We start from the raw sequence: 20810 nt of genomic DNA, 5'->3' as shown, positions 1-20810 counted from the left end.
CTTAGCATGTATAATCATTCCTATACGTATACGTAACACGTACGATTAGAACACCATTTTTACTGTATTTTATTGTAATATTGAATACCCGTCAGACTACCTTCATCAATCATTCTTGAATCTCCGATATCGTATGGATTAGGATGACCTGCTTTTTCTAATAGTAGAACTACTTCACTTGGTTGTTTTTTCCAATAATTCAGTGTTTTCGTTTTTATTTTAGAACATGCATGTACCAATTTCTCCCGACTGTTTTTCGTTGATACTAAAGAAACACCCGCAATTCCTACGCTAAGTATGATACATCCACGTACAGATTTCACTAATCCCATCACTACCAACCTCCTTTTAAATTACTTCTTTATACCACTATCTGAAAACTTCTAAACAACGACTCCATCTTATTCCTAACAAAAGAAAAACTTTTCATAATTACTATATGACACTAAATACTAAACTGTTATGTTGTTACATTATGAGTAAAGAGTTATACTACTGTTATGGGGTGATATTATATGAATAAAACTGAAGATTTGTTATGCCCTCGTTTTGAAAAGGGTACGCAAATACTCGGAAAACGCTGGACGGTACTGATCGTCAATCAATTATTAAACGGACCTCAACGATTTTGCCAAATAGAATCTGCCTTTCCAATTAGCGGACGTATTTTATCAGAACGACTAAAGGACCTAGAGCAAATAGGCATCATTAAACGCGAAGTCTTCGCTGAAACACCAGTACGTATTGAATATTCTCTAACTGATAAAGGAAATGCCCTTGCACCTGCTGTCAGAGAAATCCAAAAATGGTCTCAAGAATGGATCGAAAATGAGTAGTGAAGAAGTTTGAGTATAAATAACAATGAAAGTAACCCAATACATTTGAGTTGGGTTGCTTTTTTATTTTTTATAACTATTTTCTAGGAATAGTTTTAGAGTAATATGGGTACATTTTTTAAAACTAGGAACTATTATTTGATTTTTTTACAGGTGGTGAAGCATATGAAGGTAGTAGATTGTATCATTATTGGTGGCGGTATCGCTGGGTTACAAGCCGCCATTCAAATGGGGAGATACAAACATTCCGTTCTCGTAATCGATTCAAATCAAGGCAGATCCACAATTACCCGGGGATATCATAATATTCTCGGCTGGCCGGATGGAATTAGTGGACCCAAATTAAGAAGTCTCGGTAAACAGCAAGCAGAGAAGTACGGTGTATCATTTATCAATGACAAAGTAATTACACTTGAAAAATATAACAATACATTTACTATACGCACTTTACAAAAGCAAACCTTTTCAGCAAACACCGTATTTTTAGCCACAGGATTGAAGGATCGTTTACCAGACTTACCCAATCTCCAACAATGCCTTGGTGGTTCAATCTTTATATGCCCTGATTGCGATGGCTATGAAATAACTGATAAAAAGACGATTGTTTTTGGAAGCGGAAACACTGTTGCTAAGATGGCGATTACCCTTACATATTGGTCTAAACAACTAACAATAATCAATCATGATAAAAGTGAAATTAGTGAAGAGAACCGCTCAAAATTAAAAGCTTTAGAAATTCCAATTATTGATGAACCAATTAGTGAAATTGTATTAAATAAAAACAAAGAACTTATTGGTTTTTTCCTACATAATGGTGATATGCTTAAAGCTGACCGCGGATTTTGCGGCTTTAATGGCAATCAAATAAACAACAATTTAGCTAAACAAATTGGCGTACAATTAAATGAAAGCAATCATGTTGTCGTTAATCCGCGGACAAAAGAAACGAATATCAAAGGGATTTTTGCAGGTGGTGACTTAATTTCTCATTCCGAACAAGTGACCATTTCAATGGGTGATGGCTCACAAGCTGCGATATGGATGCATAAGCAGTTGCTCGGCGAATCTAGGGCTGAATAAAATGACAATACGAACCCGATTTTATCCCTCCTATATCGTAAATATAGATTGGATATATTCTATTTCCTTTGTAATTCCCTCTCTTAAAGAAATTTTTGGATTGTAGTTCAGCAATTTTTTTGCTTTTGAGATATCTGCCCAAGTGTGCCTTGGCTCTCCAAGTAGTTTTGGCAAGTAATCAACTATTGCTTTTTTTCCTGTAAGTGTTTCTATGATTGTAAGTATTTCATTAATCGAGGCACGTTCTTTTCCTCCAATATTGATGGTCTCGCCAATCACATTGTCCTTGTAAATAATCGACGCTATAGCTTCAACACAATCCGTTACATAGGTGAAATCTCTCGTCTGTGTCCCATCACCAAATATGGAAAGTGTTTCTTCTTTCAAAATCTGTGTAATGAAGCGGTGAAACGCCATATCTGGTCTCTGTCTTGGCCCGTAAACAGTAAAAAACCTTACAGTTACAATCGGGATGTTGAAGCTTTTATGATAAACATAACATAAATGTTCACCTGTTAATTTTGTGATTCCATATGGGGAGAGTGGAGTGAGATAGGCATTTTCAGCGACTTTTCCATCTACTTCTCCATAAACAGATGAAGTGGAGGCATAAATAAACTTAACTAATTTTTTATTCTTAACGGCTTCTAAAAGACGCTGTGTTCCGGATATATTATTTTTTACATAAGGATCAAAATCTTTTCCCCAACTCGAACGAACACCAGGTATTCCTGCTAAATGATAAATAACATCAATATCTTCAAGTAATTTTTCTAGGTTAGCTGTCAATATATCCGCTTCAATTAACTTAAAACGTTTGTTTAAGAGCAAGTTATCCAGATTCACTCTCTTCAGTTTATTAGGTGTTGGACCAGTAAATATGTCAACTCCAACTATTTCATTATTCATGTCTGTTAAAAGCTTCTCGCAAAGATGTGAACCAATAAATCCCGCCGCCCCTGTGACCAATATTTTCATGAACGGGCAACTCCGATATATGTTAAACCTGTTTCCCTGACTACTTGTGGATCAATACAGTTACGTGCGTCCAAAATGAAATCACCTTTCATTAGCGCTTTTATTTTCAACCAATTTAACTGTTTAAATTCATCCCAATCTGTTGCGATAATCACACAATCAGCATTCATAATTGCCGTTTCTAATTTGGCATGCTGGCTGACCGTTTCCACCTTTTCGAAAGGAAGTTGAGCTTTAGGATCATACGTTTGTACAATGCAGCCTAGTGAACTTAATTTTTCAATTAATGAAACAGCTGGCGAATATCTTGTATCATCCGTATTTGGTTTGAAAGCAACACCTAATACAGCAATTGTTTTCCTTGAAAAGTCATCTATGAAAGCACTTAGTTTCTCTATATATAGATTAACTTGTGATTGATTTACTGCCTGAACAGCTTGTAACAACAGTGGAGTTACATTTTTATCTAATGCACTGTATTCTAATGAACGAACATCCTTTGGAAAACAGGAACCGCCGTACCCAATTCCCGACGAAAGAAAATGGGGACTTATTCTCGGATCAGTACCTATTCCCTTTGTAACATCTTCAATATTCACATTATATTTATCACAGATTCTTGCTATTTCATTGATGAATGAGATTTTTGTCGCTAAAAAAGCATTGGACGTATATTTAATCATTTCTGCACCGTTAAGGCTTGTGACTATGAAAGGTGCTGTAATGCTTTTATATATTTCTTTTAAGATTGAAAGGGATTTTTGATCGTCTTGCTGTTTGCCTATGACAATTTTGTCTGGTTTTATCATATCTGAAATGGCAGTACCCTCTCGAAGAAATTCTGGATTAGATACGACGTTGAATAGCTTTGGATCCACTCCTTTTTCTTTTAACATTTTATCTATATTTTCATTGGTCCCAGGTGGCACCGTACTCTTTGTAATAATCGTTTTATAAGAGCTTATCGCTTTAGCAATTTCATCTACTACTGATTGAATATATGTTAAATCGGTTCTCCCATCCGATAATGATGGAGTGCCAACAGCGATGAAAATTACCGCTGCTTTTTGAATGTTTTCAACAATCATCGAGCTAAATGTCAATTGATCTTTGTTTTTACTTATTAATTCAGATAATCCAGGTTCGTAAATTGGAACTTCACCGCGTTTTAGTTGTTTAATTTTTTCAATATTTGTGTCAACACAACAGATAGAGTGTCCGAGATCTGCCAGAACGGCTGCGGTCGTTAAGCCTACATAGCCCGCCCCTATCACACAGATTTCCATACCACATAGTCCCCTCTCTATATATCTAAAGTTCTATATCATATTAATGGACAAATTTCTGTGACTTAACAAATGCCTATATACAATAAAAATTTCCTTTATATAGGATCTGTTTAACCAAGAATAACCCCATTTATCTCAGCTACTTTTGACAAAAACAATAATTCAAATTTAAAAAATACTTAGAAATTAGACTATTGCACTTCCAATAACAAAGAAAAAATCATTTAATACTAAAGTTAACATAATTTTAACATTGTCATAAATCTCTACTGTTTCATAAAATAATAAATAGCATTCGAGGTGATTTAAGAAATGATCAAAAAGGCAATTATCCCTGCAGCAGGATATGGAACGAGGGGTTTACCAATAACAAAAGTTGTTCCGAAAGAATTATTTCCGATCGGTGTAAAACCTGCTATTCATTATGTCGTAGAAGAGGCTTTAGCCTCTGGAATTGAGGAGATCTTATTCGTAGTTTCACAATCAAAAAATCTGATTGCAAACTATTTTGATCGCTCACTTGAACTTGAAGCATTTCTTGAAAAAAAACAATCTACTCATTTATTAGAAAAAAACAAAATTCCTGATATTCATATCCAATATATTCGCCAACCATATGCTAGAGGGCTTGGTGATGCAATCCTCTTAGGGAAAAACTTTGTTGGTAATGATCCATTTGCTGTTTTATTACCGGATGAAGTTATTTTTAATAATAAAACAAACGGATTAAAACAGTTAATAAAGGTTTATGAAAAACAAAAGAAAAGTGTACTTGGTCTATATGAAGTAGAAAAGCACCTGTTGTCAAATTATGGTGTTGTCGAAAGTCGAAAAATTGAGAAGAAAATTAGTAAAATAGTTAATATTGTTGAAAAACCACAAAAAAATCCACCGTCAAATTTAGCTGTCATTGGCAGATACATCTTCAATCCATCAATTTTTTCCTATATAGAAGGATTAACACCTGGAGTAGGAAAAGAAATTCAATTAACTGATGCCATTAATGAAATGATGAAGGCAGAAAGTTTCTTTGGTACGACGATTGTTGGAGATCGCTTTGATATTAGTAGATTTGAGGAGTTTCTAGCTGCCAATCAATACATTCAACCATTTATGGAGTAGTGCATATATAAGTATAGAATTTGAAAAGGAATGTTCCATATGTGGATTTAAAACAAGTGGTTTAATACCACTTTGACCAATTCTTCAATGAAAGGGAGTGTAACCAATAAATATCGCATTGATTTGCACAGAAAAACTCACCGTTCCTTCTATTAGAGGTGGTGCTATTCAAGTTTTAATCGATGGAGTGACACCTTATATTAACAAAAAACATCATGTAACAATTTATTGCATTACAGATCCGGATCTTCCCGACATGGAAGAAGTAAATGGTGTCAAATATATTCGTGTTCCCCGTGATAATTACCCATTTAATGTAGGAAAAAAACTGGCAGAAAAAATGGCAAACAAGGAATACTACGATGTAATCCATGTATTCAACCGTCCTCGTGATCTCTTATTCTATAAAAACGCTATGCCTGCAAGCCGTTTTGTGTTGAGTCTTCATAATGAAATGTTTGGGAAAGAAAGAATCTCTACAGAAATGGGAAATTTGGTCATTAAAGCTGTGGACAGGATCATGACTATCAGTGAATATATCGGAGAAACAATCTTATCTCGTTTTCCTTTAGCCAAAAGCAAGGTTAAGGTTATTTATTCCGGAATTGATTTGCAAAGATATAAACCTATTTGGGATCAAATTGCACATCCTCAAAGGAACGAACTTCGGAAAAAGTATGGAGTTAAGGATAAGAAAGTTGTCTTATATGTTGGGCGCTTAAGTGCCGTAAAAGGACCTGATATACTTTTAAAAGCCATGAAGCAAGTTATTCAAGACCAGCCTGATGCGGTATTAGTCATTGTAGGTAGTAAATGGTTTAGTGACGATAGAATTGATGAATTTGGATTATATTTGCGAAAACTTGCTGATGCGTTAGGAAAGAATAAAGTTGTATTTACAGGTTTTATACCCCCAAGCGAAATTCCTGCTCATTTCCTAGTAGGGGATTTATTCGTCTGCAGTTCCCAATGGCAAGAACCCCTTGCCCGAGTACATTACGAAGCGATGGGTGCCGGGTTACCGATCATTACTACGAACCGAGGAGGAAATGCGGAAATTATTAAACATCTAGAAAACGGTATCGTCATAGATGATTATACAAATTCAGAATCATTTGCAGACGCCATTACCTATTTATTATCCAATGAAAAAGTGGCCGACTCGATTGCCAGAACAGGCCGGTTATTCGTTGAATCAAATCATGGATTTGAGCATGTATCTCAACGTTTGGAACATTTATATGCAACTTCCCTGAAAAGAATGAAATCATAGAAAGATGCCTTTACATGACACGATATTGCAGAAGTTGTAAAATAAGCATACACTCACACGATCCTCTAAAAGTGAAGAACATTTATTATCCTTTAAAGGTAAAAAATGAATTGCGAATTGTACCTGTAGAGTAGACTCTAATAAAAGACTGCTCTACAGGGTCTTTTTATGTAGTATGAATAAAATTGGGTAAGAAGTTCGATTTATAAGAAAAAATCGTTTTATTATCTATTAATCCTTATGTCAATTTCGTAAGCTCTAATGGAACACATTACGGAAGAGTTTAATGCATTTTCATTTAAGAAAATGAGAAGAGACTATTGCCAACGTACATATTGTAAAAAACTTTAATTGTATTATTCCGTTTTATGTATATAGATATTTAAGTCAACTCTTTTGGAACACACTCTATAATTTTTTACGAAATACTTTTCACAAATATAGACCCGCTTCTTAAAAAACGGGTCTATATTTGTGATGTTAAAGTTTACTCAATCAATTTTTCTTTTTTGAAGCTCTCTAATCAAATTTTTTATCGAATTTTCAGACGAAATTTTACTCATATCAGAAATGGTTTGTTCTATAACCATCATTCTTAAAGAATCTCTAAGAGACTCTTTAATCAAATCTCTAACAGTAAGAGTTCTCAATTTACTTTTAGTTCTATTATTTTTAATTTCTTTTTCTTTTTTTGGTTCTGGTACTAGTACTAGTTCTGGTTCTGGTTCTGGTTCTGGTTCTGGTTCTAGTTCTGGTTCTAGTTCTGGTTCTGGTACTAGTTCTGGTACTAGTTCTGGTTCTGGTTTATTATCTAAGAGTATTATTGATTCTTCTATTACTTCATCTTCAGAATTAGTCTCCATTTTATAATTCTGCTCATTTTGGGATTTAATTCCAGATGACTTAACTTCAATAGGATCAGGGCTCATCACCAAAGCATTGCTGATTAATTGTTCATCATTATTGGTTAGAGCTTGCGGTACTGATGAAGATGACGTATGAATCGCCTTATCCCATACTCCAAGTATCTCCGAAGCAACTCTGTCCCACTTATAAAGAGATACTGCAAGTTCCCTCCCTTTCTTACCCATATTTTGCATTTTTGACTTGTCAGCTAAAATTTCTGTAATCTTATCGACAAAACCAACTGGATTATCTGGATTTTCTACAACTAGACCATTTTCATTAAGTTGAATGACTTCTGCATTTCCACCTCTTGCAGTCGTTATAATAGGTAGACCTGCTGCCATCGCTTCGTAATGTACTCGTGCCAATGGCTCGTTCCATTGAGACGTGCATACAAATAAATCAGCCGCTGCAAACCAGTTTTGAATGGCACTTGGAGATACAAAACCTGTTGTTACTACTGGTATTGTAAGTTTATTTGTCATTGCTCTTACATAGGCAACATAATCAGTTACCTCATCTTTGCTAAACCAACTACTCCCTACTATTACTACTGCTAAATCTTTAAATTTTTTCGAAAGCTCTGGCAATGCCCGAATTAATCGATCTACGCCTTTATTGTGTGAAAGTCTACCTGCAAACAATATGACAGTTTTGTTTTCTAAGCCATGTTCTTTACGAATTTCATTGCGTATTTTTTGCATTTTAGGATGATTTCCAGGTAAGAATTGCTCAGTATCTACTCCAGAATAAATTGTGGTAATTTTCGCTGTTGCTTGTGGATAAAGATTCTTTATTACATTACCAACATAGTCACTTACCGTTACAATATTAGATACTTCTTCTAACGCAGCAGTTGCTTCTTCTGTACTTATTTTGTCAGGATTGAACATATCATTATGCATACTTAGAGTAATTTTGGCTTCAGGAGCTGCTTTCCGAACTGGTAGTATCAAACGCGGCCGATTGAAAATATGAATTAAGTCAAAGGATGTCGATTCTAGATACTTGATGACGCCTTCTCGATAGATTTCTAATATTTGACCAGGTACGCGTACATAATGAACACCATTTATAGTTTCTAGATTTGGAAGTGATGGTTCACTAATCCCTAAAACTGTAATTTCATGAAATTGGGATAAATAAGGGAGGTTCCCCGAAATATACGTTTGAATCGCCCCACCTAACACCGGAGGCACTGGTAGTTTTTCTGTACAAATCATTAATATTTTCATAGTTATTCCATCCCCCTCCAATCGCCTGCGATTTCTTCAAGCACTGGCCATTTAGTCTGATCAGTATCGACAATCGTTTGGATTAACTGTGTTGTTTGATCATTTAAAAATAATTCAGGATCATAGACAACCTCTTTAATATTTTTATAAAATTCATTTGGGAGTGACAAATCAATCATTAAAATCTCATATAATTCAGTTGTTAGGGGATTTGATTCATGATATGACTTAATCATTTCCCGAACCCAATGTACATCCCATCTATATAAATCTGCCATTGTGCCACTTATCAGCTTTCTTAAATCGCGAAGCGGAAGATCAAACGCAACCCCATCTAGGTCAATAATCCACATTCCATTACTACCCATTTGCCCATTTGACCAGCCATAGTCTTGATGAACAAGTCCCCAAAAAGCATTTCCTTTTTTTATCAATTCGGAATAACTCGATTGATTAAGCCTTGTTAAACTATTTCTCGCTTGCTCTTCAAACAGATCAACTACATTCAATAAATGTGTACTTGCTGGTAATTCACGATAGACGTTAGCAATGTTTCGGAACCAATCCATTTTTTTGATCATCTTTTCATAACTAGATGGCCATTTACGCAGTCGTGAAGCTACTTCAGATTGTTGCGGTGGCTCATACCCCTTACTTAAACGATGAAATTCACCGAGAGCATAACATAAATGTTTCGCACCTTCTAAATCTTTCGTAACAGGTACTAACGGTTCAATCCACTCTGCAACGAACCATAACTTCCCTCCTGCTTCGACATAATCCTTTTCATCCTTTGTTTTCACAATTGGCGGAACTCTCGCTTCTTGTACTTTAACTAAATACTCCTGAGCTCCTAAGCTAAACATGCTTCTCGTTGGCCTTCTGTGTAACAGCTTTAAACTTTTGGGACCAGAAGATGTTTCAAGTTTCCAAATCGCACCGCCTTTATCTGCTTTTGTAGTTATGACTTGTTTGCTATTAACAGAAAGATCGTAACTCTTAAGAACTTCCTGTGCTATTTGCTCAATATAATCAGGTACAAAAAATTCATCAGTTAAATCATCGGTTTCCCATGGTTCAATTATTAAATTATCCATCATATCCCTCCTATGAATTAAATCGTAGTTTCTGCAAGAAATAAGCGCTGTCAATTATTTACGATGGAAACCATATAGGTTTATCAACGCTTTACTAAAAAATATATTTCTTCATATGCACCTGTAATTGATTCGAAGAATTATTCCCATGGATCCTAATAAAATTCAGGTAATAGATGATGTTTCTCCAAGTTATTAATATAAGAAGTCTAAGTGTATTCGGCTATTTGTAATGTTAGGGAAATTGGTATTTGTTTATCATTTTTTCAAGGACCCATTTGCAGAATTAAATACTCTTAACTAAATTATGCACTAATCAAATATTTGTATAGGACAGTTGCATAGAAGCATAAGGCAAATTTGAATAATTCATCTTTCAACAAGCTATCGTTGTCTCAACTTAATTGGATAGTTGAAATTCTTACTTATTTAACAAGAAATGAAATTACCAGCTTATTTGAACGCTTGTCCATTTGGCAAAAGTATTTTTAGACAATTTAATAAAGTGAAATTTCAATCAGTGAGAGGGGTGCTTCAACCCCCACTTATTTTAATTGAATCAACAAGGTATTTACCGTCAGTTGTATCCCACCAACACTTCTTAGAATTCATCTAAGCCATGAGGCGGGGGTCTTACTAATGCGGAATAAAAATATTAGGGGGATCACTTTAAGTTGACCCCCCTAATATTTTTTTAGTTTTTCAAAATAACTACATTTTTTTATTCGTCTTAGTCCGCACTCTCGTCTGAACTCTCATCTACACTTTCTTCGACACCTTCATATTCGCCTTCGTCAGCGCTCTCATCGGCACTTTCTTCGGCACCTTCATATTCGCCCTCGTCAGCGCTTTCATCGGCACTTTCTTCGGCACCTTCATATTCGCCCTCGTCAGCACTTTCTTCGGCACTTTCTTCGGCACCTTCATATTCGCCCTCGTCAGCGCTTTCATCGGCACTTTCTTCGGCACCTTCATATTCGCCCTCGTCAGCGCTTTCATCTACACTTTCTTCGGCACCTTCATACTCGCCCTCGTCAGCGCTTTCATCGGCACTTTCTTCGGCACCTTCATATTCGCCCTCGTCGGCGCTTTCTTCGGCACTTTCATCTACACTTTCTTCGGCACCTTCATACTCGCTCTCATCGGCACTTTCATACTCACTTTCGTCGGCACTTTCATACACGCTCTCGTTCAAACCTTCATCCCCACTTTCGTCTTCACTTTCGTCTCCGCTTTCGTCGGCACTTTCGTCTCCGCTTTCGTCAGCACTTTCGTCTCCGCTTTCGTCAGCACCTTCGTCGGCACTTTCGTCTCCGCTTTCGTCGGCACTTTCGTCTCCGCTTTCGTCAGCACTTTCGTCAGCACTTTCGTCAGCACTTTCGTCTCCGCTTTCGTCGGCACCATCATCTCCACTATCCTCGGTACCTTCATCCCCTTTATCGTCTAGTCCTTCATCTCCACTTTCGTTTAAGATCTCGTCTAAGATTTCGTCTTCAAGGACAGAATCTTCTGCATCTAACTCTTGTGCTTCAGCTTTACTTTTAAATATATTTATTAGTTGCGAAAGTGCTCCTTCGTTAAATAAATTATTATCTATAGTAATCCTTTGTTCGAGAAATCTTTTTATTATTTCTTTCCTTTCAGCATTCATACTCATCCCTCCTTCTGTATTACAAAGTATTCAAAAATTGACTTCTTGTTATAATGAAATAGTGGATATTTACAAAGTTAGTTGACCTTACATAAAAGTACGATAATTTCCTATTTATAGTTTATTTTACCTACGAATAAATACTACATCAGAGAACAAGAATTGAATCATTGAGGTTACTATCTCAATTACTATTCCATAAATATAAACAGCAAGTAATTGACCATGATTTGTCCACATTAAAGCTACTTCCTCTATATTCACGTAACATACTCTTTTCCAACATTCTCAATTTGATGAACGAGCTTCCCCATAAAACTATTAATATTTTATATACATGCATAATCTGGTTCAATTAACAAAAAACTAACAGTATCTTAAATTTAATAGAAAGGATTATTTAGCATTTTAAAAAAACATAAAGGAGAATGTATCATGAATAAATTACTCATTGCTGTTTTGACCATTACTTTCGTAACCTTTAACTTTGAAATCACGGCATTAGCTGAGACCGATAAACAAGAACCACAAATAGTGTTTACCGAGAAACAGCAAGAAGAACTTGCAGTCTTGCATAAGGAAATACTGGAAAAGAAAAAAGAAATTGTACAAAAGTATGTAGAATATGGGGTAATTTCTAAAGAAAAAGCGGCAATGATTGTTAAACATATGGAGAGACATTATCAAAAAATTGAAGAAAACAAATTTCAACCATTCCAACCTCATCACAAAAAAAAACCAGCAGAATAATACAATAGCATCATATTATGTCTTGCCACTTTTAGGGTTTTATCTCTAATAAAGCGGCAAGGCTTTCTTCAAGACGTCCTAATTCATTTTCCACTTCAGTTACAATTGATATTTTAACTAACAAACGATTAAGAAAAAGTTTCCTTGATATTTGTCGAATCAACAATCGCTTGTTAGAATTAGTTTCGTAGTGCAAAAAGAAAGGATGAATATATTGGGTAATAAAGGTATCTTAGCAGGAGATTTATTTGACTTAAAATCTGTCACCGATCCTCAGCTTTCGCCTGATGGTAGTATGGTCGCCTATATCGAGACCTCTGTGGATAAGGAAGATGAGAGATACATTTCAAATATATTTATATATAATTTTATATCGAAACAAACTATTCAATGGACATACGGACTTCATCGCCAGTTTTCACCTAGATGGTCACCTGACGGACTCCATCTTGCGTTTTTATCAAACCGTTCTGGAAAAAATCAAATATACATAATGAATACAACTGGTGGCGAAGCAAATCAGCTAACAGATTTTGCTCAAGGGGCTACAACGCCTATATGGGCGCCTGATTCACGTAAAATACTTACATCAACACGTATAAAAGCTGGATACACTATAGATGAGAAAGAAAACGAGCTGGTAAAAAAACGCGAAGAAGCAATTGAATATGACCGAATTAAATATAAATCAGACGGAAGCGGCTATTTAGATCAGTCATTTTCTCAGCTCATACTCTTAGATTTACCCTCCGGTAGGGCTGAACAATTGACTTCAGGGGAACAGTCCTATATCCCCTCATCATGGGCACCTAACAGCAAAGAATTTGCATATGTAAGCAATAACATAGAGGCTGCTGATTATAACCTCGCTTCCGATGTGTTTATTTTCCAATTAGAAGCTCGATCATCAAGAAAAATAACGGCAACTAATGGGCTTTTTTATCTTCCTAAATGGTCGCCTGATGGCAATTATTTAACCTTAATAGGGCATGAACGTGAATATGAAGGGGCAACAATATCAAAAATCTGGTTATACACACTAGCAACCAATTCCCTTACATGCCTAACTGCAGATTGGGATGTTGAAGTTGGTGATGTAGTAGCAAGCGATTTTCATATTGAAGCGGTCAATCCGGGGATCCTTTGGACAAATGACAGTCAAGGTTTTTATTTTTTAATAAGTGACCATGGTAACACTGGTGTATATTACGGAACTATTGAAGGGGCTATGTATCCGTCACTTCTTGAAAAACAGCATGTTTATGGATTAACTATTGATCCCCAAACACATATGGCTATTGTAGCGATCAGTACACCTACTCATCCTGGAGACTTATACTCCTTTAATTTAACAAATGGCGAAATTGAGCAAATTACATTTGTAAATGATGAATTTCTAAATGAGAAAACCTTATCTAAAGCTGAATCGATTACTTTTTCCTCCAAAGATGATCTCGAAATACATGGTTGGATTATGAAACCAATAAATCTTGAACTAGGTAAAAAATATCCATTGGTTCTTGAAATTCATGGCGGACCACATGCAATGTATGCTAATACGTATGTTCATGAGTTTCAAACACTTGTTGCACAAGGATATTCAATCCTATTCACAAATCCACGAGGAAGTGCAGGCTATGGGCAAGAATTCGCCAACTCTGTACGAGGCGATTATGGAGGCATGGATTATGAGGATTTAATGGCCGCAGTTGATTACGTTCTTTTAGAGTTTGATTTCGTTGATAAACAGCGTTTAGGTGTAACAGGTGGAAGCTACGGCGGTTTTATGACGAACTGGATTATTGGGCATACAGATCGTTTTAAAGCAGCTGTTACACAGCGCTGTATTTCAAATTGGCTCAGCTTCTATGGTGTGAGCGATATTGGCTATTCCTTTACTGAATGGGAATTAGGCGGCAACATTATTGAATCCCCTGAAAAACTGTGGGAGCACTCTCCTCTTAAATATGTAAAGAATATTACAACACCTTTGTTGTTATTGCATGGAGATAAAGATTATCGTTGTCCAATTGAACAAGCAGAACAATTATTCGTTGCATTAAAACGGCAGAAAAAAGAAGCCGTACTTGTTGTCTTTCCAAACCAGACCCATGAAGTATCAAGAAGCGGAGCTCCAAGGCTGCGCATGCAGCATACAGAGCAAATATGCAATTGGTTTGCCAAACATATTAATTAAGAAAAGAGCAAAAATCAGAATGTGCAAAAAGATCAAACCGTCATACTCTATACCGAATATTAATAGTATAGAGTATGACAGCTTTGACCCTTTCATTTAATAGTCTTTTTATTTGTCTGTTTTCTTATACTTTGCTGCTTTTAAATAATTCACACTACTATCTTGGGCTAATTCCGTTACAGGTACTCACTATTAGCGGGCGGTCTCAGGAGCCACTTCAGTGCTTAGCACGTACGGTATCTCTCTCAACGCACTTCTCTAAGCAGGAGTCTCACCTTCCACTACAATCAACATCTGCTCGAAATGGTTTCTAGCTAAAAACAACAATCTTTACGAAAAAAATCTTTTATTTTGACATTGATCCTTACCTTTGAATACTTCAATGTTGAATATGTTGATTTTCCGATATTTCAGTAAGTGCATGTGCAGCAGCCATATTTGTGTCTTTATGAACGGCTAGATCTCCTAAGGAAACAACTCCGATGAGAGAATCTTGTTCAACAACGAATAGACGACGAATCTGTTTTTCTGCCATCAAATCCTCTGCTTCTGTGACTGAAGTTTCTGGTGATATCGTAATTGGTACTTTTGTCATCACATCGGTAATTTTCGTGGAACCTGGTTTCTTCCCAGCAACACAACGGATTGCAATATCTCGATCAGTCAGAACACCGACTAATTTACTTTCCTGGCAAATCGGGATAGCCCCGACATCCCCTTCAGCCATTTTGACAGCTGCTTCATACACATTGTCAAGGGTTGTACAGTAATCTACATTAGTTGTCATGATTTCTCTAATAGATTTCAAAACAATCCCCCTTACTCTGTTTTGTTTTCTTGATGATTGATCAGCTGATCTACCGTTCCGGAAAAGAAATGGTCACTCACTTGTTCATGGGTTTCTGCAAAGCCGGATGAAATTTGATCATTCTTCTCCATATCTTCAACTTGATAATGTCTACCGGCAATTTCTGATTGTTTTTTATTTTCGTTTGTCATCATGTGTACCCTCCCTATATTCTTATTACCCAAAAATAAGATTTGTAACTCCTTTAAATATAAGACTAACGGCTTGGAAAACATTTTTTTTATTAGAATAATCATCCAAGCTTCACACTTCTATTGGTTAGTATTTACACCACACAATGAATTATGCCACCGAATATCGATCTAGTTTTTTCTGCAGTCCAAAAAAACCAACAAGCTCGCTTGCTGGTTTAAATCGGTATTCTTTTAATAAACATCTTGACGGGTAAAAACAATGAACGAGAGTATTAACGCTACAGCCCACCAGACGAGGAGAACTAGCATAGAAGAAAGTAAAGTCATACCTTGTATCGGTGGTGAAATACCATTTAAATAATTAGTCAATTTTAAGTTAACCATAAACAAATATTTGGCCGATTCCCATGAAGACACCATATTGTTTAAAATAGCTCCTGATATAAGCGAAGCAAGCATAACTCCCATACTTTGAGCCGTACTTCTTATTAATACAGAGAGCATAAACGTTAAAGTTCCAACTACAACAGCTACAAACCAAACAAGTCCAAAATCCATCAACAAAAACTTCCATTGACTAATTAATTTAATTCGACTTGTATCTACATTGCTTCCTTCTACAACAAAGCCTGTAATTATTGGTGCCTTCCAACCATGATAGCCGAAGACAATCCCTGATAAAACGTACGATATCAGACCGGTCATCGCAACAATAAATGAAGTGGCCAACAGTAAAGTTATATATTTGCTTAGTAATATCCTCCATCGTTTTACAGGCCTTGTTAAAAGTAATTTTACCGAACCTAAAGTGTGCTCAGAAGAAACAAGATCGCTTGCTACAATCATGATTAGCAGTGGAATGAACAAATCAGTAGAATTTTCGATGAACATTCGAACAAAAGAAACGGCCCCTGGTTCGTTTGGGTTAATATCTTGATCTAGATAGAATTGCAATTGCTGAACACTTACTTGAATCTGTTCACGCCATTCATCTGATATTCGGTTTGACCCAAGCCTGTTTTGCATATCAATAATTTGCTGTTGAAGAGAATCGCGCCAATCATCCGTCCCTAACCTTTCCCGCTGTGTTTGCACTTCCTTATACTGTGCAAAAGTAAACAAGATCACTAAGATTCCCACAATTGCCCCAATTACTATCAATCGCTTTCTCGCAACAAGCTTCATCATTTCGTTAGCAATTAGTTTATTCAATATGGGCACCTCCTGTATCCGTCAATTGCAGGAATAAATCCTCCAGTACAGGGGTCTTTCTATTTAGTTGAAGCACTTGTACTCCTGCATGAACCAAAGCAGCATTCCACTTAGGAATCTGGAAGGAATCATATACTGTTACGATACAACCATCATCTAGTGTAGTTACTTCAGTTAGACTTTCCAAGATTTCTTTTCCTTTAACGGACGGCTCGAGTTGCCAAATGGCTTGCTCCTGACTCGACAGCAAAGATTCGACTGTATCAACAGTAATGATGTTTCCTTTTGTAATAATAGCAACTCGATCGCATAATAACTGAATTTCACTTAATAAATGACTCGATACAAGTACACTTAATCCTTCATTTTCGGCAAGTTCACGAATAAAGACCCTCATTTCGCGAATTCCTGCAGGATCTAGTCCGTTTGTCGGTTCGTCTAAAACAAGTACCTTTGGTCGATTCAGTAAAGCTTGAGCAATGCCAAGCCTTTGTCTCATACCGAGCGAATATGTTTTCACCTTATCATCAATTCGTTCTGTTAACTTTACCATTTCAACAACTTCCGCAATTCGTTTGGCATCAATCGATGGAAGCATTCTTGCAAAATGAAGTAAATTTTCTCTGCCGCTTAAATAAGGATATAACTCAGGATTTTCAACAATACACCCAAGTTTCTCCATCGCTTTGGTGAAATTTTTCTTCACATCATAGCCACATATTTCAATCGTCCCAGAAGTCGGTCTTATTAGGCCTACTAGCATCCGAATCGTCGTAGTCTTGCCTGCTCCATTTGGTCCTAGAAAGCCAAAAACCTCTCCCTCCTTTAAATCAAAGCTAATTCCTTTTATGATTTTGTGTCTTTTTATCGTCTTCGTTAAATTTCTGACAGAAAGAGTCGTAGCACTCATTTGCCTTCCCCCTCCCATTTAATGAACGGAGAAATTCTATTCGCTATTAATCGATACCCCTGTTGATTTGGATGGAATTTATCACTATATAAATAATCATTTACAAATAACTGAAAGATGTCAAAGGTAGGTACAAAGACAATTCTAGGATCGCTTGAGCTCATATCCTCAGCAGTTCGGTTCCAGTCATGTACAGTTGGACTCGTAACCCCTGTATGATCAGCTTCAAAAAAAGGATTATAAAGCCCGACAAAAAAGATAGGTGCATCCGAATTCACCTTACGAATATCGGCAAAAATTATTCTCATGTTGTCAATAAAATTCTGTTTAATGATTTTTATAGCAGCTGAATCAAAATTCTCCAATGTTCTCCCTTGCTGAAATAAATCATTTGCACCAATCGTTAAGAAAATGGTATCTGCAAAAGCAAGCTGTCTTTGTATATTCTGTTGTTTAACTTGTTCTTTCAATTGACTTGATACTTGCCCATTAATGGCTAAATTATGGACAATGACATGACCATTAAATCGCTGTTTCAAATCATCGATTACATAGCCTACATAGCCTTTGCCAGAATCATCGCCGGTCCCCCTTGTTAAAGAATCACCTAGTGCAACTATTGTAAAAGCCTGATCTTTATTTTCTATTGTTTTAGGATTGACCTGTTTTTTTATTTCATTGTTTGATGCACCCGCATAATAATTTTGAATGGCCCACCCAAAACTTAATAACCAAAGAATTGAAAAGGTCGTAGCAATAATCGTTATGTAACGTACACTTTTTTTGCCCAGTACAATCACACTCCTTCTCTTTTTCTTTCTATTAAATCACACTCTTTGTTCTTTTAAAAATCAGAAGATTCAATATTAAAGAATAATTACACTTACCTAAAACATTCAAAAAAGCTTGGTTTCTTTTTTATTATAGAAACCAAGCTTTCTTTATTAATAATTAGGCTGTTTTAATTTATTTCTTCATCGACAATGAGTCGATTGGTGAATAGAACACCGATTCAAGTCAAATTCCGAAAAATAAATTCAAATTTAAACAGTAATAGCGGGAAGCTTTATGATAAATGTTGAACCTTTATTCACTTCACTATCTACTTCAATTTTTCCTTTATGACCTTCAATAATCTGATAGCTCACCATCAATCCCAATCCATTCCCCTTTTCTTTCGTTGTAAAAAATGGCTCTCCTAGGTGAGCCAGCTTATCAGCAGGAATTCCTATTCCAGTATCTCTAATGCGAATAATTACTTTGCCACCTCGCTGCATAACATTCACATACAAGTCTCCTCCAGATGGCATGGCTTCTATTCCGTTTTTCGCGAAGTTTAAAATCACTTGCTTCAAACGATTTTCATCACATTTCACTAAAATTTCTTGATTATTATTTTCAAAATGAACTTGTACATTTTTATTTTTTGCTTCGAAACCAATTAAAGAAAGTACATCTTGGACGATCGGGATGATGTTTTTCAATTCAAGATGAACTGTTTGCGGTTTCGCTAATACCATAAACTCTTCTACAATCGCATTCACTCGTTCTATTTCATCCAAAACAATATCAAAGTATTCCAATCTTTCTGGGTCCGTCTCATCCAATTGAAGAAATTCTGCAAAACCTCTGATTGATGTTAACGGATTTCGAATTTCATGAGCAACACCTGCAGCTAATTGACCAACCGCAGCTAGTTTATCCTGACGATGAAGTAACTGCTCAGATTGTTTTCGCTCTGTAATATCATTTCGGATGGAGACAAACTGGTAAGGTTTTCCTTTTTTATTAATAAAAGGTACAATTGTCGTTGAAACCCAATACAAGCTTCCATCCTTCGCTTGATTACATATTTCTCCTTTCCATGTCTTTCCTGATAGGATCGTATGCCACAAATCCTGAAAAAACTCTTTAGAATGATAGCCAGAATTAACGATTGTATGATTCTTCCCTAGTAGTTCCTCTTCCGTATACTGCGATATTTCCGTAAAATTCTCGTTCACATAAATGATCTTTCCTTTTGAATCCGTAACTGCCACTATGGAAGCTTGATCCAGTGCATATCGATAGTCTTGTAAATATTTATCACTATTTTGCAAACGTTTCGTAATAATGGAGCTTGAAGTAATCAGGCCACCAACAATTAATAAAAATACAAACAATACAAGAAAAGGTACAAAGGAAGTATCATAGACCAGTTCATTTACATTTTCAACCGATTGTTTAACAGGCAGTGCACGCACTAACATGAAGTGACCTTGGATAATCGCAGCAGAGACGATAAATGTACTCGTCGGCTTTAACCAGATGAGTGTTTCTTTTTGCCGATAATTCGAATAAAAAAATAACAAAAATGCGATAACAAAAATAACTAAAGTAATCATTACAGTAACGATTAACAAAACTGTATGAATCTTAATTGAAAGATTCAAGGCATATAAGCCAATTATATAGTTAGATAATAAGGAGACGGTCAAAAGTGTGCTGCAATGAACAATGTTAATAAATGAGAGCTTCTTAATCGTTAATGCAAGAAATCCCATCGATGCAAGTGCCACTCCAAGAACGATTGAGAGCACCATCACAGATAAATTGTAAGTAACTACGCTGTTCTTCTCAAAAGCCAAAATACCAAAAAAATTAAACGTCCATATCGCAATCCCCATTGAAAAGCTTCCGCCGAATAACAAAAACTTTTTGTGGTTTGCAGAGCTTCTAAGCAATGCTAGTAAATCTAAACTCGTATAAGCTGCCATAAAAGTCAATATTAATGCGACTAATAAAAGAATCGGATTTGATGATACTAAATATTGCTCCAATCCATGCACTTCCTTATCTAGAAAAAGTAATCTTAGTTATGTATTTATCTCACTCTTAACAGGGAGCGAGAACCCATCTCAAGATTCTGAACATGCAAAATTACATTAGTTAGGGATCAACTGCCCATAAAGATTCGATAGGTCAGATACAGTGAAACTTACCGAGACTTACGCAGAGGATTAGCTGAAATCGAGCTCGTAGTGTCTCTTTATCTTTACTGCTCGGAGCTATTAGCGACACTAGAACGGGACTAACAATCGAGTAGGGGGAAGATAATTTATATATTTTCGCCCCTCTCACACCACCGTACGTACGGTTCCGTATACGGCGGTTCAATTTATATTACAGTGTGTACTTTTAGATAACGTTCTAAAGCAGAGGGAAATCCCCTCTGCTTTAGTCTTTTGTTCGAGATTGCTCTTTGAACAACTTTTGATAGTCCGATGTACCGA

18 protein-coding genes are annotated in these 20810 nt (G+C 36.1%); 6 read left to right on the top strand and 12 right to left on the bottom strand.

What is annotated here, in order from left to right; all coding sequences use genetic code 11:
- Positions 1-59: 59 nt before the first annotated feature.
- Complete coding sequence (locus HNP81_RS11120; RefSeq protein WP_034301003.1) at positions 60-332, bottom strand: YbyB family protein; 273 nt, start codon at positions 330-332, stop codon at positions 60-62.
- A 183-nt stretch (positions 333-515) separates the two neighbouring features.
- Here HNP81_RS11120 and HNP81_RS11115 point away from each other — a divergent pair, with 183 nt between their 5' ends.
- A complete protein-coding gene (locus HNP81_RS11115; RefSeq protein ID WP_028391360.1) occupies positions 516-836 on the top strand; it encodes a winged helix-turn-helix transcriptional regulator in 321 nt (106 codons plus the stop codon).
- Positions 837-1001: 165 nt separating this feature from the next.
- Positions 1002-1916 carry an NAD(P)/FAD-dependent oxidoreductase gene (locus tag HNP81_RS11110; protein ID WP_182502671.1) on the top strand — a complete coding sequence of 305 codons (915 nt, stop codon included), beginning with the start codon at positions 1002-1004 and terminating at the stop codon, positions 1914-1916.
- Positions 1917-1946: 30 nt separating this feature from the next.
- Here HNP81_RS11110 and HNP81_RS11105 read toward each other — a convergent pair whose 3' ends face one another.
- On the bottom strand, positions 1947-2894 hold the full coding sequence (locus HNP81_RS11105) for an NAD-dependent epimerase/dehydratase family protein (protein WP_028391362.1): 948 nt from the start codon (positions 2892-2894) through the stop codon (positions 1947-1949).
- Positions 2891-4180, bottom strand: coding sequence for a UDP-glucose dehydrogenase family protein (locus HNP81_RS11100; RefSeq protein WP_028391363.1), 1290 nt, complete (start codon positions 4178-4180; stop codon positions 2891-2893). Before HNP81_RS11100 ends, HNP81_RS11105 begins: the two co-directional genes overlap by 4 nt.
- A gap of 315 nt (positions 4181-4495) precedes the next feature.
- Here HNP81_RS11100 and HNP81_RS11095 point away from each other — a divergent pair, with 315 nt between their 5' ends.
- Both HNP81_RS11095 and HNP81_RS11090 read left to right on the top strand, forming a co-directional pair.
- Positions 4496-5305, top strand: a complete 810-nt coding sequence (locus tag HNP81_RS11095) for a UTP--glucose-1-phosphate uridylyltransferase (RefSeq protein ID WP_051404918.1) — start codon at positions 4496-4498, stop codon at positions 5303-5305.
- 187 nt (positions 5306-5492) lie between these two features.
- Complete coding sequence (locus tag HNP81_RS11090) at positions 5493-6578, top strand: glycosyltransferase family 4 protein (RefSeq protein WP_312859673.1); 1086 nt, start codon at positions 5493-5495, stop codon at positions 6576-6578.
- A 491-nt stretch (positions 6579-7069) separates the two neighbouring features.
- On the opposite strand, the gene HNP81_RS11085 is transcribed toward HNP81_RS11090, so the two are convergent.
- From HNP81_RS11085 to HNP81_RS11075, 3 genes are all read right to left on the bottom strand, one after another.
- A complete protein-coding gene (locus tag HNP81_RS11085; RefSeq protein ID WP_182502670.1) occupies positions 7070-8719 on the bottom strand; it encodes a glycosyltransferase family 4 protein in 1650 nt (549 codons plus the stop codon).
- A 2-nt stretch (positions 8720-8721) separates the two neighbouring features.
- Positions 8722-9816, bottom strand: a complete 1095-nt coding sequence (locus tag HNP81_RS11080) for a CotS family spore coat protein (RefSeq protein ID WP_182502669.1) — start codon at positions 9814-9816, stop codon at positions 8722-8724.
- Positions 9817-10546: 730 nt separating this feature from the next.
- Positions 10547-11467, bottom strand: a complete 921-nt coding sequence (locus HNP81_RS11075; RefSeq protein ID WP_182502668.1) for a putative sodium/potassium/calcium exchanger — start codon at positions 11465-11467, stop codon at positions 10547-10549.
- Between the two features lie 435 nt (positions 11468-11902).
- Here HNP81_RS11075 and HNP81_RS11070 point away from each other — a divergent pair, with 435 nt between their 5' ends.
- Positions 11903-12217 carry a DUF2680 domain-containing protein gene (locus HNP81_RS11070; protein ID WP_182502667.1) on the top strand — a complete coding sequence of 105 codons (315 nt, stop codon included), beginning with the start codon at positions 11903-11905 and terminating at the stop codon, positions 12215-12217.
- Positions 12218-12422: 205 nt separating this feature from the next.
- A complete protein-coding gene (locus HNP81_RS11065) occupies positions 12423-14414 on the top strand; it encodes a S9 family peptidase (protein WP_182502781.1) in 1992 nt (663 codons plus the stop codon).
- A 379-nt stretch (positions 14415-14793) separates the two neighbouring features.
- On the opposite strand, the gene HNP81_RS11060 is transcribed toward HNP81_RS11065, so the two are convergent.
- The 6 genes from HNP81_RS11060 to HNP81_RS11035 form a co-directional block, all read right to left on the bottom strand.
- Complete coding sequence (locus HNP81_RS11060) at positions 14794-15222, bottom strand: CBS domain-containing protein (protein ID WP_182502666.1); 429 nt, start codon at positions 15220-15222, stop codon at positions 14794-14796.
- A gap of 11 nt (positions 15223-15233) precedes the next feature.
- Positions 15234-15416, bottom strand: a complete 183-nt coding sequence (locus HNP81_RS11055; protein WP_028391369.1) for a YozQ family protein — start codon at positions 15414-15416, stop codon at positions 15234-15236.
- Positions 15417-15647: 231 nt separating this feature from the next.
- Complete coding sequence (locus tag HNP81_RS11050) at positions 15648-16628, bottom strand: ABC transporter permease (RefSeq protein WP_182502665.1); 981 nt, start codon at positions 16626-16628, stop codon at positions 15648-15650.
- Complete coding sequence (locus tag HNP81_RS11045; RefSeq protein ID WP_182502664.1) at positions 16621-17538, bottom strand: ABC transporter ATP-binding protein; 918 nt, start codon at positions 17536-17538, stop codon at positions 16621-16623. The genes HNP81_RS11050 and HNP81_RS11045 overlap by 8 nt, the downstream gene beginning before the upstream one ends.
- Positions 17535-18338 (bottom strand): GDSL-type esterase/lipase family protein, encoded by an 804-nt coding sequence (locus HNP81_RS11040; RefSeq protein WP_182502663.1) that lies wholly within the window; start codon positions 18336-18338, stop codon positions 17535-17537. The genes HNP81_RS11045 and HNP81_RS11040 overlap by 4 nt, the downstream gene beginning before the upstream one ends.
- 243 nt (positions 18339-18581) lie before the next feature.
- The gene (locus HNP81_RS11035; protein WP_182502662.1) at positions 18582-20357 is read right to left on the bottom strand and encodes an ATP-binding protein; all 1776 of its coding nucleotides are present in this window, start codon (positions 20355-20357) and stop codon (positions 18582-18584) included.
- Positions 20358-20810: the final 453 nt, after the last annotated feature.

This window comes from Peribacillus huizhouensis (assembly GCF_014138605.1).
In the GTDB taxonomy this organism is placed as follows: domain Bacteria; phylum Bacillota; class Bacilli; order Bacillales; family DSM-1321; genus Peribacillus; species Peribacillus huizhouensis.
Note: the sequence above shows the minus strand (reverse complement) of the source record. Positions and strands in the feature narration are given on the sequence as shown.